The following is a 12,985-nucleotide window of genomic DNA, read 5'->3' on the forward strand; positions in this document are numbered from 1 at the left end:
CCCCGCACCGGGATCCGGCCCGGCGGCGGGGTCCGGTCCGGCGGCGGGAGCTCAGCCCTGCGCCGGGGTCGTCGGGGCTGCCGGGGTCGTCGGGGTCGTCGGGGCCGCCGGGGCTGCCGTCGGGCGGTGCTCGGCGGCCAGGGCGAGGACCCGGTCGACCGGCCAGTGGTCGGCCGCGTGGGTGCCGTAGTGCGCGGCGACGACCCGGCCGTCCGCGGTCAGCAGGAAGTCGGCGGGCAGCCCCAGCCGGCCGCCGAGCGGGCGGGACGCGGGCGGGCGCTCACGGCCGCGCAGGACGAGCGGAACGCTGCGGGCCAGCCCGCGGACGACGGACGGCCAGGCCCGCGGGTCGAGCAGGGCCCGGGCGCCGCGCTCGACCCCGTACGCCCGGTACAGCCGCTGCTCCGGGTCGGCCAGCAGCGGGAACGGCAACCCGTCGGCGTACGGGCGCAGTTCGTCGGCGGGGGAGTGGAAGGCGACCACCTCCCGCACCCCGGCGGCGCGCAGCTCCGGGTGGCGGACGGCGAAGCCGCGCAGGTGCAGGTTGCAGATCGGGCAGCCCGCGAAGCGGCGGAACTGCAGGTGCGTCAGGCCGTCCGCGGGCACCGGCGGCAGGGGCCGTCCGGCGGCGTCGTCGGCGGGGAGGGCGGGGGCGGTGGTGCCGGCCCGGAGTCGGGACACGGTGGCTCCTCGGATGGTGCCTCGGTGGACGCCCCGGCGGGCGCCCCGTAGGTGTATGCCGTACGCAAAAACTGTAGGCGTATGGCGTACGCTGTCAACCCATGCCCCGCCCACGCTCCCTGACCACCCGCCAGATCGCCGCCGCCGCGCTCACCGTGATCGACCGCGACGGCCTGCCCGCGCTGTCCATGCGCACCGTCGCCGCCGAACTCGACCGCCGCACCATGGCCCTCTACCGCTACGTCGAGGACCGCGAGGAACTCGAGTGCCTGGTCGTCGACCTCGCCCTCGGCCCCGCCCTCGACCGTGCCACCGCCACCGGCCCCGTCGGACCGCCCGCGCCGCGGGACCGGCTGCTCGCGCTGCTGGAATCCATGCGCGAAGCCGTCGGCGCCCACCCCGGCGTCCTGCCGCTGGCCGTCCGGCACCACGGCGGCTGCCTGCCCGTACTGCGCTGGCGCGAACGCCTGCTGGAAGCCCTCGCCGAAGCCGGACTCGACGGACCGCGCCGGGCCGCCGCCCTGCACGCGCTGGTGTCGTACGTGACCGGGGCGCTCGAACTCGAACACCGGGCACCCGCCGCCACCACCGACCCCGTCGGCCCGGCCGTCCCCGAGACCTTCCCGCTCCTCGCCGCCGCCCTGGCCACCCGCGCCGCCACCGACCCCGCCCGCGCCTTCGCCGACGGCGCCCGCACCGTCCTCGACGGCCTGGGCCTCGGCTGAGCCGCACCCGGGCCCGGGAAGGGGGTCGGGGCCCCGGCCGAGCCGGGGGCAGGGCCGGCCGGGGGTCGGGGCCTCGGCTGAGCCTAGGGGGCGGGCGCGGTCAGGGAGTCCCAGCCGTGTTCGAGCAGGTCGAAGGCGCGGGCCAGTGCGCCACGGACGTCCTGGTGGGAGCGGGCGGCGTGCGGGGCCTCCAGGGCGAAGTGGGCCAGGGCGGTGCAGAGCGGGTCGCCGGCGGGGCGGCCGCTCTGCTCGGCGATCACGGCGGCGAGGGCGGCGGTGTGGCGCAGCCACATGGCCTGGTGGTAGTCGCGCAGGGCGGGAGTGGAGTCCACCAGGGCGGTGAAGGCCGCGAAGCGGGGGTCGCCGTCGGCGGCGTTCCGGCGGTGGTGCAGTGCGTGCTCGCGCAGGGCGGCCGGGATCGACCGGCCCGGGGGCCGCTCGCGGACGGCGGCGAGCAGGTCGGCCTCCAGGTCCGGCTCCTCGTCGAAGACCAGGGCCTCCTTGACCGGGAAGTGCTTGAACAGCGTGGTGGTGGAGACGTCGGCCGCGTCCGCGATCTCGCGGATGCCGACCTCGTCGTAGCCGCGCTCCAGGAACAGGCGCAGCGCGGCGTCGGCGATGGCCTGGCGGGTGGCGGCCTTCTTGCGCTCGCGGCGCCCCGGCGGGGTCGGCGGGGGCGGCGGGGGCGGGGGGTTCGACGGCGGCGGTGGCGGCGGGGGCGGGGGTGGCGTCTGGGGCATGGCGGCAGTCTACCCCGGGGGTTGATCCGGTTCAAAAGTTGAGTCGTTGCACTTTTGTAGTCGTTGTGCTCTTCTGGAGGAGCGGCGCCGCCGCACACCGCTCGAAAGGAGCACCACCATGACCACCGCACCCGCCCCCCGCATCGCCGTCATCGGCGCCGGCCCCGGCGGCCTGACCTGCGCCCGGATCCTGCAGCGCCACGGCATCGCCGTCACCGTCCACGACCGCGACCACGGCCCCGACACCCGCGACCAGGGCGGCACGCTCGACCTGCACGAGGACAACGGCCAGCTCGCCCTGCGCGCGGCCGGACTGCTCGACGACTTCTTCCGGCTCGCCCGCCCCGAAGGGCAGGAGATGCGCCAACTCGACGCCGCCACCGGGGAGATCGGCTTCCACCACGTCCCCGAGGAGGGCGAACGCCTCAAGCCCGAGATCGACCGCGGCCGACTGCGCGATCTCCTCCTCGGCTCGCTCGAACCGGGCACCGTGCGCTGGAACCACGCCCTGCGGTCCGTCGAAGGACCCGCCGGCGGCCCCCGCCGCCTGCACTTCGCCGACGGCACCACCACCGAAGCCGACCTGGTCATCGGCGCCGACGGCGCCTGGTCCAAGGTCCGCCGCGCCCTCTCCCCGGCCGCCCCCGTCCACACCGGCTTCAGCTTCCTCGAAGCCTGGTTCCACGACGTCGACCGCCGACACCCCGAACTCGCCGCACTCGTCGGCCCCGGCAGCGCGAGCGCGGCCGACGGAGAACGCGGCCTGTTCGCCCAGCGCTGCGGCGGCGACCACATCCGGGTCTACGTCATCCAGCGCGTCCCCGCGGACTGGATCTCCGCGGCCGGTCACACCGTCCGGGACACCGACGCCCTCCGCGCCCTGCTGCTGGACCGCTACCGCGACTGGTCACCCCGGCTGCGCCGACTCCTCACCGACAACGACGGCCCCTACGTCGACCGCCCGATCCACGCCCTGCCCGTCCCGCACACCTGGCAGCACGACGGCGCCGCCACCCTGCTCGGGGACGCCGCCCACCTGATGCCCCCGCTCGGCGTCGGCGTCAACCTGGCCATGCTCGACGCCTGCGAACTCGCGCTCGCCATCGTCGAGCACGCCACCGTCGCCGAGGCCGTCCGCGCCTACGAGGCGACCATGCTGCCCCGCTCCGCCGCCATGCAGCACCGCCTCGACGGCGCCGTCGAAGGGCTGCTGTCCCTCGAGCCGCACCACGGCGGGCCCGAGCCGACCGAGCCGGCCGGACAGCCTGAGCCGACCGGACAGCCCGAGTTGGCCGGGCCTGCCGAGTTGGCCGGGCCGACCGAGCCGGCCGGGTCTGCCGAGCTGTCCGGCGCGGGGAAGCGGTAGGCGCGCAACGCGGCCGGTTCGAGGTGCGGCCGGCGGTGCCGCAGGCGGTACGGCCGAAGACGCGGCAGGCGGTACGGCAGGCGGTACGGCCGGAGGTGCGGTCGGGAGGGGCCCCGGTCAGCGCGTGCGGGTCGTCGAGTACAGGTGGCTGTCGCGGAACTCCGTCGCGGCCAGGGTGCGGCCGACGATGATCACGGCGGTGCGCAGCACGCCCGCGGCCTTCACCTGCACGGCGATGTCACCGAGCGTGCCGCGCAGCACCAACTCGTCCGGACGGCTGGCCATCGCGACCACCGCCGCCGGGCAGTCCGGCCCGTAGTGCGGCAGCAACTCCTCCACCACGCTGTCCACGTAACGGGCCGCCAGGTGCAGCACCAGCAGCGCGCCGCTCTTCCCGAGCACGGACAGCTCCTCGCCGGGCGGCATCGGCGTCGCCTGCCGGGCCACCCGGGTCAGGATCACCGTCTGCCCGACCGTCGGCACCGTCAACTCCCGCTTCAGCGCCGCCGCCGCGGCCGCGAACGCGGGCACGCCCGGCACCACCTCGTACGGGATGCCCGCCGCGTCCAGCCGGCGCATCTGCTCGGCCATCGCCGAGAACACCGACGGGTCGCCCGAGTGCAGCCGGGCCACGTCCTGACCCTCGGCGTTCGCCCGGACGATCTCGGCCATGATCTGATCCAGGTCCAGGTTCGCGGTGTCCACCAGCCGGGCGTCCGGCGGACAGTCCGCCAGCAGCTCCGGCGGCACCAGGCTGCCCGCGTACAGGCACACCCCGCAGCGGGCCAGGGTGCGCTGGCCGCGCACAGTGATCAGGTCGGCCGCACCCGGACCGGCACCGATGAAATAGACCGTCACTTCGCTCCTCCGACAACCTCGTCCGCACCGGAAACCCCGGCACCCGAACCCTCGTCCCCGCCGCCCTTGACGACGCTCCACTGGGTCACCGGCATCGCCTGCCGCCACCCCGTGAAACCACCCACCGGCACCGCGTGCGCCACGGCCAGTTTCACCAACTCGCCGCCATGGCGCCGGTACCACTGCGTCAGCAGCGCCTCCGACTCCAGCGTCACGGTGTTCGCCACCAGCCGCCCACCCGGGCCGAGCGCCGCCCAGCACGCCTCCAGCACCCCCGGCACGGTCAGCCCACCACCGACGAACACCGCGTCCGGACAGCCGAGTTCGGCTACCAGGCCGGCCAGCGCCGCCGGCGCCGCACCCCGCACCACCCGCAGCCGGGGCACCCCGAGCGCCGCCGCGTTGCGGACGATCCGCTCCGCCCGCACCGCGTCCCGCTCCACGCTGACCGCCCGGCAACTGCGGTGCGCCCGCAGCCACTCGACGCCGATCGACCCCGAGCCCCCGCCGACGTCCCACAGCAGCTCGCCCGGCGCCGGACCGAGCGCCGCCAGCGTCGCCGCCCGGACATGACGCTTGGTCAACTGGCCGTCCGACTCGAAGAGTTCGTCCCGCAGGCCGGGGACGAGCTGCGGTCGCGGGGCGTCCACCGGGACGTCCGGGTCGGGTATGCAGTCGACCGCCAGGACGTTCAGCGGATCGCCCGGCGGCAGCGACCAGTGCGCCGCCACGCCCTCGCGCACCGCCTCCGCCGGACCGCCCAACTGCTCCAACACCCTTACCCGGCTGGGCCCGTAGCCCCCGTCCGCCAGCAGCCCGGCCACCCGCGCGGGCGTCGACGCGTCCGCGCTCAGGATCAGCAGCCGGCGGCCCGGGTACAGCGCCGCGTGCAGCGACTCCAGTGGCCGGCCGACCAGCGTCACCACCTCGGTCTCCTCCACCGGCCAGCCCAGCCGGGCGCACGCCAGCGACACCGAGGACGGATGCGGCAGCACCCGCAGCGACCCCGCCGGGACGCCGCACTCCAGCAGCGTTCGGCCGATCCCGTGGAACATCGGGTCGCCACTGGCCAGCACCGCCAGCCGCCGCCCCGCGAACCGCTCCAGCAGCCCCGGCACCGACGGCCGCAACGGCGACGGCCACGGCACCCGATCCGCCGTCACCCGTTCGGGCAGCAACCCCAACTGACGCGCCCCGCCGAGCACCACCTCCGCCGCGTCCAACGCCTCCCGCGCCGCAGCCGACAGCCCCGACCAGCCGTCCGCACCCACCCCCACGACGGTGATCGCAGACACGCGCAACTCCTCACGGCTCGGGGACGGGGCAGCCGCAGCCTACCCGCAACCCGCCGCCGTACCCCCCATGAGCTGCGGAGATCCACCGTGCGACATTGGCCACACCGGGACGCGGGCGGATGCGGTGGGTGTGGTGGGTGCGGTGGACGAGGTGGGCGCGGCGGGCGCGCTGGGTGCGGCAGGCGGGTGCGGCGGGCGGGGAGTCAGTCCAGGTCGTCGGCGGCCTGCTGGAGGGCTCGGGCGGCGCGGACCAGGAAGGCGCGGAACTGCTCCTGCTCGGCCTCGGTGAACTCGTCGGCCAGGCACTGCTCGACCTCGGTGGCGCGCTCGTCGGCCAACTCCAGTGCCGCCCGGCCGCGATCGGTCAGCCGGGTCTCCAGCACGTTGCGGTGCCAGCGGTGCGGCGCCCGCTCCACCAGGCCGCGCCCGGTCAGGTGCTTGAGCAGGACGGCCATCGCCTGCGGGGTGACCTGGCAGGACCGGGCCAGCGCCGCCCCGCTGATGCCCGGACTGTCGGCGAGCACGTACAGCGCCGCGTACTGCGGCACGGTCAGCCCGGCGGGCTCCACCGCGAGCCGTTTCGCGGCCATCAACTCCTGGTCGGCGAGGTGCAGATCGATGCCGAGGCGGTCGGCGGCGGGCATTCCCATGCGGGGATGGTACAGGGCGGGCGACGACAATCAGTTTCGTTGACAGTCATCAATATATTGATGATGATGGTCGCCATTGATGTCGCCGCTGCCATCGTCATCGCCATTGCTGCCGCCGTCGCTGTCGCCATCGCTGTCGCCGATGCCGTCGTTGCGGCCCGTACTGTCGCGGGCCTCATCGATTTGTCGACCTGTCGCCCGATGGCTCTGCCGCCTTCCGGAGGACCGTGCGCCCATGACCGAACTCTCCTTCCTCACCGCCCCCGGCATGGCCGCCGGGTTCATCGCCGAAACCCGCCCGCGCGCCCACGGCGCCGGCATCGACCCGTACGAGTACGACCGGGTCACCGCGACGGTCGACTCGCTGCTCCACTGGCCCGACGCCTGCCAGGCCGCCGCCCTCGCCCACCGGAGCCGGGCCGAACGGGCCGCCGCGCGTGGCCGCCGCCGCACCGCCGGGCAGCACCACCGGCTGGCCGCCCGCTGGTTCCACCTCGCCGCCCTGATCCCGGACCCGGACCGGGAGCGCGCCGCCGCCGTCGCCGCCGAGGCCGACCGGTCGGCGGGCGACTCCCTCGCCCTGCTCGACCCCCGGGCCCGGCGGATCTCCGGCGAGGGCTACGCCGGGTGGCTGCGCCTGCCGGAGGGGGAGGCGGCGCGGAACGGGACGGGGGCGCCCCTGGTGGTGCTGGTACCCGGGATGGACTCCTCCAAGGAGGAGTTCCACCACCCGGCCGACACCCTGCTCGACCGCGGTCTGGCCGTCCTGGCCGTCGACGGCCCGGGGCAGGGCGTCCTGGCCACCGGCCCCACCCTCGGTCCGGACCACCGGCACGCGCTCGGCCGAGCCCTGGACCACGTCCTAGACCACGTCCTGGATCGGGCCCCGGACCAGGCCCCGGCCGGCGGGGCGGTCGGTGGGGTGGCCGGAGGGGCGGTCGACCCGAATCGGATCGCGGTGGTCGGGCTCAGCCTCGGCGGCCACCTCGCCGCCGACTTCGCCGCCCACGACCCGCGCGTCCGGACAGCGGCGCTGGTCAGCGGCCCGTACCGGTTGGACTGGGACGCCCTGGTCCCGTTCGTCACCGCCACCCTCACCCAGCGCTGCGGCGACGAGGCGGCCGCCCGCGCCTTCGCCGCCCGGATCGACCTGGCCGCCCTGGCCCCCCGGCTGCGCCACCTCCCCCTGCTCCTGGTCGAGGGCGGCCGGGACCGCATCCCCGGCGTCACCAACGCCGATGCCCTCACTGCCGACCTCCCGCACGCCGAACTGCTCCACGTCCCGCACGGCAACCACCTGCTCGGCAACGCCCTGTCGGACTGGCTCCCCGACACCGCCGACTGGCTCGCCGCCACCCTCGCCCTCGCCGTGGCGGAGGAGGCCGGGGACGCACTCCTTCCTCCGCGGGGGTGACCCGGGTCCTTCCTCCGGCGGACGCGTGCGGCCCGCGCCGGTTGCGATCTTTGAGGTGGTTCCGGGAGCCGTTCGGGCGCCGGAACGGGAGAGCAACCACCATGGGGGAGAAGGAAAATGACCAAGCACAAGGTGCTGTGGGGCACCGCGGTCGCGGTCGCGACGGCGCTGTCCGTGCTCGCCGTGCCGAGCGCCTCGGCCGCTCCGGCCGGTTCGGCCGCTCCGGCCGCTCCGGCTGTGCCGACCGCTTCGGCCGGTCCCGGCGCGAGCCTGCACGGCCGGGTCGGGCTCAGCCCGGAGCGCGGGACGGTGCCCGGGTTCGGCAGGCTCACGTTCACGGTCGACGCGCACGCCGACCGGTGGCGTGACGGTGCGGGGCGGGCCACGCTGCAGCACGAGTTCTTCAACCCGGACGGGAGCTGGCAGGGCACGGTACGGATCGAGGTCGACGTCGACTGCCTGGCCGTGACCGGGGACGGTACGACCGCGGCAGTCACCGGGACGGTGCGCTCACTGAACTACGCCGTGCCGCCGGGAACGCCCGAACCGCCCCGGCCGCCGAGCGGGTGGCACCCGGAGACCGCGCTCGCCTTCGCGCACGACGGCACGGGCCGGGGACGGGTCGGCTGGTCGGGCGTACCGGACTTCAACGATCCGACAGCTGCGCCGGTGACCGTGAAGTGCGCGGCGCCCGCAGCCGACTTCTACGTGATCGAGGGCGGCTACCGGCTGAGGACGTGACCGGGACGTGAACGGGACGTGACCGGAGCGGGGAAGGGCGGGGACGGCGGGGCGGGCAGAATGCGGGGGATGGAACCACGCCCGCCGTCCCCGCCATCCCTGCCGCTGCTGTACCTGGACGTCGACGGGCCGCTGATCCCGTTCGGCGGGCCGGTCGGGAGTCACCCGGAGCACCTGACCGAGCGGCGGATCCGCGACGTGCTGGGGGCGGAGGCGGCCGGCCACCCCCTGCTGGCCAGGCTGGACCCGCGGTGCGGGGCGCGGATCGCGGCGCTGCCGTGCCGTCCGGTGTGGGCGACGACCTGGGAGCACGAGGCGAACGTCTGCGTGGCGCCGCTGCTCGGGCTGCCGCCGCTGCCGGTGGTCGAGGAGCCGGACGACGCCGCCGAGGTCCTGCCGCCCGGGGTGCACTGGAAGGCGCCGCTGCTGGTGGCGCACGCGGACGGGGACGCGTTCGCCTGGGTGGACGACGAGATCGGGGCGGCTGACCGGGAGTGGGTGGCCGCGCACCACGACGGGCCCGCGCTGCTGCTGCGGGTCGACCCCCGGGCGGGCCTGACGGCGGAGGACTTCGAGGTGCTGGAGGAGTGGCTGTCCGCGCCCTGGTGAACGGGGTTCGGACGGCGAACGGGGCCGGTACGGAGAACGGAGCCCGGACGGAGAACGGGGATACTCGTCGGACGTTCCGCCCAGGAGGCAGTGTGAGCACGTTCGAAGCCGAGACCATCCGCACCGAGCGGCTGACCCTGCTGCCGTTGCGGCCGGAGCACGCCGAGGAGTTGGCGGTGGTGCTGTCCGATCCGGCGCTGCACGTCTTCATCGGCGGCGCCCCGGAGGAGGCCGTGCTCCTGCGCGCCCGCTACGAGCGGTGGGCGGCCGGTGCGCCGGACCCCTCGGTGTCCTGGTGCAACTGGGCGGTCCGGCTCCGGGACGAGGAGTGCCTGGTCGGGACCGTCCAGGCGACGGTCACCGCGGACGGCGACGGGGCCGTCGCGGAGATCGCCTGGACGGTGGGCACCCCCTGGCAGCGGCGCGGCATCGCGAGCGAAGCGGCCCTGGGCCTGGTCGGCCGGCTGCGCGGGCACGGGGTGCGGACGGTCGTCGCCCACGTCCACCCGGAGCACGCGGCGTCCGCTGCCGTCGCCGCCGCGGCCGGACTCGCCCCCACCGACCGGTGGCAGGACGGCGAGGTCAGGTGGGAGTCGGTGACCGGCTGATCCGGCGCACCGGTGGGGGAGCGGGGGCCGGGCGGGATCAGTCGGTGTCGGTCGCGGCCAGGACGGTCAGCCGGCGCAGGTCGGGGGCGAGGGACAACACGCCCAGGTCCCAGACGACTCGGTCGAACCACGGGCCGTCGGACTCGAAGACGAACCAGAGGTGGTCGTCCGCCGCCAGTTCGACCTCGTCGACGGTCGCCGTTCCGGGGCAGCCGGCTAGCGCGGCCAGTGACCGCCAGGCGGCCAGCCGTCCGGACGCCTCGTCCAGGCCGCGGCTGTACGCGCCGCCGCCGGTCGCGGCCGCGTGCAGCAGGTGCCACACCTGTTCGGCCTCGACGACCCGCACCGCCAGCCCGACGGGGCGGCGGGGGCGTTTCCGGTTGTTGCGGGAGCTGCCGGAGCGGTCGAGGCAGTCGAGGGCGAGGCCGGGGAGGACGGTGCGGAGCAGATCGGGGGTGACGGCGGTGCCGGGTACGGCGAGCGGGGCGCGGAAGCGGAAGACCCGGGCCTCGGTCCGGCCGTTGGAGCCGTTCGACCAGCAGGCGGTGGCCGAGCCCAGCGCGTCGGCCGTCTCCCGCTCGGTGACCTCCTCGACCGGTGGACGCGGTGCGGCCGGGCCGACGGGGGGCAACGGGCCACCGTCGTTCGGGCCGAGGTACAACTCCCTTGCCGGGGCGTCGAACCGGGGCAGCGACGAGGCGTCCTGGGCCGTGGCCAGGTGCAGTGGGCGCCGGTTGCGCCGCCGGTGCTCCAACCAGGCCGCGATCTCCGGGATGCCGGCCGGGTCGGTGCCGCGCAGCTCCAACTCCCGTACCAGGGAGAGCCGCAACCGCTCGGCCGCCGGCCCGGTGAACGCCGCGGTGAGGTCGGCGGCGGGACGGCCCGCCGCCAGCACGGACGCCTGGTGGCGGGAGCGGCGCCGAGTATCGGGCGGCAGCATCGCGAGCAGGCTCAGCGCCAGGGCGGCGTGCTCGGGCCCGGGGGCGGCCGTGGTCAGCTCGAACAGCCTTTGGAAGGCGTCCAGTTGGGCGGCGGCACGCGGGTCGGTGGCACGCAGGGCGGTGCAGCGGGCCGCCAGGGCCAGACCGAGCTCGGTCACGAACCCGAGGTCGCCGCGGGCCAGCGCGGCACCGGCGGCCTCGACCACCGGCGCGGCGTCCGAACGGCGCGCCACCTGGGCCAACAGGTTCTGGACGTGTTCGCGGTCGTCGCTGGTGGACATGTGCAGGATCCTAGTGCGGGCCTCCGGGGAGGGCGCGCCGTCGTCGGGGCGGCGGGAGCGGTACTGGTCGGCGGGGGCGGTACCGGTCAGCGGGGGCGGAAGCCGTCGAAGAGGACGGCGAGGGCGCGGTCCCGGGGGCCGGGTTCCCACGGGCGGCGTTCGGCGGCCAGGCACATCGCGGCCAACAGGGCTAGCGCCTCGGCGAGTTGGAGGTCGGGGCGGAGGTCGCCGCGGTGCTGGGCCCGTTCCAGCAGGGTGCCCAGGGCGGTGCGCAGGGCGGCGCCCGCCTCGGAGGTGCCGGCCTTGACGTCGATGCCCGCGTGGGTGAGCACCTCGGCGACGGCGCGCATCCGGCCCGCGTTGTCCACGACGGCGGTGAAGAAGTCGAAGAACGCCGCACCGGCGTCCTCGGCTTCGGCCAACTCGGCCGACTGGTCGGCGAGTTCGAGCATCCGGGCGACCATGATGCCCTCGAACAGGGCCTCCCGGGTGGGGAAGTGGCGGTAGATGGTGCCGAGCCCGACCCCGGCGGCCTCGGCGACGGCCCGCATCGAGGCCGTGGCGCCGTCGCGGGCCAGCACCGTCTCGGCGGCGGCCAGGACGCGTTCGCGGTTGCGCCGGGCGTCGGTGCGCAGCGGGCGGGACTTCTCGGACATGCCTTCCCCCGGGGTGGTGTGACGACTTGTCAAACGGAACAGCTGTTCCGTAAGCTCCGAAACGGAACGGCTGATCCGGATTCTAGTGGCCCCGGAGCGGGTGCGGGGCCGGAGGGGGAGGTACGGCGATGGAGCACGTACGGCTGGGAGCGTCGGGGCTGAAGGTCTCCCGGGCCTGCCTGGGCACCATGAACTTCGGCCCGGCGGGCGGAGCGGGCGTCGGCAGCTGCGACGAGGCGGAGGCCGGGCGGATCGTGCACGCCTTCCTGGACGCCGGGCACAGCCTGATCGACACCGCCGACGCGTACACCGGCGGCGAGTCCGAGCGGATCCTCGGCCGGGCACTGCGCGACCGGCGCGCGCAGGCGGTGCTCGCCACCAAGGCCGCGCTCCCGCAGGGGCCGGGCCCCAACGACCGGGGCCTGTCCCGCGCGCACCTGACCCGGGCGCTGGAGAACAGCCTGCGGCGGCTCGGCACCGACCACGTCGACCTGTACCAGTGCCACCAGTGGGACGGGGACACCCCGATCGAGGAGACCATGGCGACGCTGGACGGCTTCGTCCGCTCCGGCAAGGTCCGCTACCTGGGCTGCTCCAACTTCAGTGCCGCGCAGGTGGTCGAGGCGCAGTGGGCCGCCGACCGGGTCGGCGGCACCCGGTTCGTCGCGCTCCAGGCGCAGTACTCGCTGCTGGCACGGGAGTTGGAAGGAGAGACGGCACAGGTCGCGGCCCGCCACGGGCTCGGGCTGCTGGCCTGGTCTCCGCTCGGCGGCGGCGTGCTGACCGGCCGCTACCGGGCGGGCGCCGCGCCGGAGGCCGACTCCCGGGCCGGTCGGCTGCTCAACTCGCCCTCCCCGCTGGCCCGTTCCTTCGGCGGCCGGATGATCACCGAGCGCAACCTGCGGATCGCCGGGCAGGTGGTGGAACTCGCCGCCGAACTCGGCGCCACCCCGACGGCGGTCGCACTCGCCTGGGTGCGCGAACGGCCGGGTGTCGCCTCGGTACTGATCGGCCCCCGGACGACCGGCCAACTCGCCGGGAACCTGGCCGGGTTCACCCTGGAGCTGCCGCCCGAAGCGGTCACCAGGTTGGACGAGGTCTCCGGACCGGAGCGGCCGGAGCGGCCGGAGGGGTCGGAGCGGTCGGAGTAGCGAGTGGACGTGGCGGCGGAGCGCCGCGCAGGGCTGCCGGGCGTCAGGCGGTGCAGGCTGTCGCGGTCGGCCGCCGGTCGGTGGTGAACACGGCCGGCGGGGTGTCCGTGAAGTGATCGGCGGCGGGCGCTTCGACGGGGCGAGCGTCGGCGGGTGGCACCTGGAGGGGGAGCGGCGATCGAGGCCGGCGGGCGACTTCCGGCAGGCTGTCGTCGACCCGGGGGGACGTGGCTGCCGTCGCCGTCGATTTGGGTGTAGATGTGGTTTGT

15 protein-coding genes are annotated in these 12,985 nt (G+C 75.6%); 7 read left to right on the forward strand and 8 right to left on the reverse strand.

What is annotated here, in order from left to right; all coding sequences use genetic code 11:
* Positions 1–51: 51 nt before the first annotated feature.
* Positions 52–681 carry a peroxiredoxin-like family protein gene (locus ACFUEL_RS22445; RefSeq protein ID WP_380238332.1) on the reverse strand — a complete coding sequence of 210 codons (630 nt, stop codon included), beginning with the start codon at positions 679–681 and terminating at the stop codon, positions 52–54.
* 101 nt (positions 682–782) lie between these two features.
* On the opposite strand from ACFUEL_RS22445, the gene ACFUEL_RS22450 reads away from it, so the two are divergent.
* On the forward strand, positions 783–1,406 hold the full coding sequence (locus ACFUEL_RS22450; protein WP_380238334.1) for a TetR/AcrR family transcriptional regulator: 624 nt from the start codon (positions 783–785) through the stop codon (positions 1,404–1,406).
* A gap of 83 nt (positions 1,407–1,489) precedes the next feature.
* Here the strand turns inward: ACFUEL_RS22450 and ACFUEL_RS22455 are convergent, their stop codons facing one another.
* A complete protein-coding gene (locus ACFUEL_RS22455; protein WP_380238336.1) occupies positions 1,490–2,146 on the reverse strand; it encodes a TetR/AcrR family transcriptional regulator in 657 nt (218 codons plus the stop codon).
* Between the two features lie 118 nt (positions 2,147–2,264).
* Between ACFUEL_RS22455 and ACFUEL_RS22460 the strand changes: the two genes are divergently transcribed.
* Positions 2,265–3,512 carry an FAD-dependent oxidoreductase gene (locus tag ACFUEL_RS22460; RefSeq protein ID WP_380238337.1) on the forward strand — a complete coding sequence of 416 codons (1,248 nt, stop codon included), beginning with the start codon at positions 2,265–2,267 and terminating at the stop codon, positions 3,510–3,512.
* A 117-nt stretch (positions 3,513–3,629) separates the two neighbouring features.
* On the opposite strand, the gene cobM is transcribed toward ACFUEL_RS22460, so the two are convergent.
* The 4 genes from cobM to ACFUEL_RS22480 form a co-directional block, all read right to left on the reverse strand.
* Positions 3,630–4,370 carry a precorrin-4 C(11)-methyltransferase gene (cobM, locus tag ACFUEL_RS22465; protein WP_380238339.1) on the reverse strand — a complete coding sequence of 247 codons (741 nt, stop codon included), beginning with the start codon at positions 4,368–4,370 and terminating at the stop codon, positions 3,630–3,632.
* Positions 4,367–5,665, reverse strand: coding sequence for a precorrin-6y C5,15-methyltransferase (decarboxylating) subunit CbiE (gene cbiE, locus ACFUEL_RS22470; protein ID WP_380238341.1), 1,299 nt, complete (start codon positions 5,663–5,665; stop codon positions 4,367–4,369). The genes cobM and cbiE overlap by 4 nt, the downstream gene beginning before the upstream one ends.
* A gap of 203 nt (positions 5,666–5,868) precedes the next feature.
* A complete protein-coding gene (locus tag ACFUEL_RS22475) occupies positions 5,869–6,315 on the reverse strand; it encodes a MarR family winged helix-turn-helix transcriptional regulator (protein ID WP_380238343.1) in 447 nt (148 codons plus the stop codon).
* Positions 6,316–6,345: 30 nt separating this feature from the next.
* Positions 6,346–6,552 carry a hypothetical protein gene (locus ACFUEL_RS22480; protein WP_380238345.1) on the reverse strand — a complete coding sequence of 69 codons (207 nt, stop codon included), beginning with the start codon at positions 6,550–6,552 and terminating at the stop codon, positions 6,346–6,348.
* Between ACFUEL_RS22480 and ACFUEL_RS22485 the strand changes: the two genes are divergently transcribed.
* From ACFUEL_RS22485 to ACFUEL_RS22500, 4 genes are all read left to right on the forward strand, one after another.
* Positions 6,551–7,729: an alpha/beta hydrolase family protein gene (locus ACFUEL_RS22485; RefSeq protein ID WP_380238346.1), complete on the forward strand. Its 1,179-nt coding sequence runs from the start codon at positions 6,551–6,553 to the stop codon at positions 7,727–7,729. The genes ACFUEL_RS22480 and ACFUEL_RS22485 overlap by 2 nt on opposite strands.
* Positions 7,730–7,846: 117 nt before the next feature.
* Positions 7,847–8,470 carry a hypothetical protein gene (locus tag ACFUEL_RS22490; RefSeq protein ID WP_380238348.1) on the forward strand — a complete coding sequence of 208 codons (624 nt, stop codon included), beginning with the start codon at positions 7,847–7,849 and terminating at the stop codon, positions 8,468–8,470.
* Between the two features lie 69 nt (positions 8,471–8,539).
* Complete coding sequence (locus ACFUEL_RS22495) at positions 8,540–9,079, forward strand: hypothetical protein (RefSeq protein ID WP_380238350.1); 540 nt, start codon at positions 8,540–8,542, stop codon at positions 9,077–9,079.
* A gap of 92 nt (positions 9,080–9,171) precedes the next feature.
* Positions 9,172–9,687, forward strand: coding sequence for a GNAT family N-acetyltransferase (locus ACFUEL_RS22500; protein WP_380238352.1), 516 nt, complete (start codon positions 9,172–9,174; stop codon positions 9,685–9,687).
* Between the two features lie 37 nt (positions 9,688–9,724).
* Here the strand turns inward: ACFUEL_RS22500 and ACFUEL_RS22505 are convergent, their stop codons facing one another.
* Positions 9,725–10,909, reverse strand: coding sequence for a DUF6183 family protein (locus ACFUEL_RS22505; RefSeq protein ID WP_380238354.1), 1,185 nt, complete (start codon positions 10,907–10,909; stop codon positions 9,725–9,727).
* A gap of 86 nt (positions 10,910–10,995) precedes the next feature.
* Positions 10,996–11,565: a TetR/AcrR family transcriptional regulator gene (locus ACFUEL_RS22510; protein ID WP_380238356.1), complete on the reverse strand. Its 570-nt coding sequence runs from the start codon at positions 11,563–11,565 to the stop codon at positions 10,996–10,998.
* Between the two features lie 128 nt (positions 11,566–11,693).
* Here ACFUEL_RS22510 and ACFUEL_RS22515 point away from each other — a divergent pair, with 128 nt between their 5' ends.
* The gene (locus ACFUEL_RS22515; RefSeq protein WP_380238358.1) at positions 11,694–12,716 is read left to right on the forward strand and encodes an aldo/keto reductase; all 1,023 of its coding nucleotides are present in this window, start codon (positions 11,694–11,696) and stop codon (positions 12,714–12,716) included.
* Positions 12,717–12,985: the final 269 nt, after the last annotated feature.

The organism is Kitasatospora sp. NPDC057198, assembly GCF_042670125.1.
Classification (GTDB): Bacteria; Actinomycetota; Actinomycetes; order Streptomycetales; family Streptomycetaceae; genus Kitasatospora.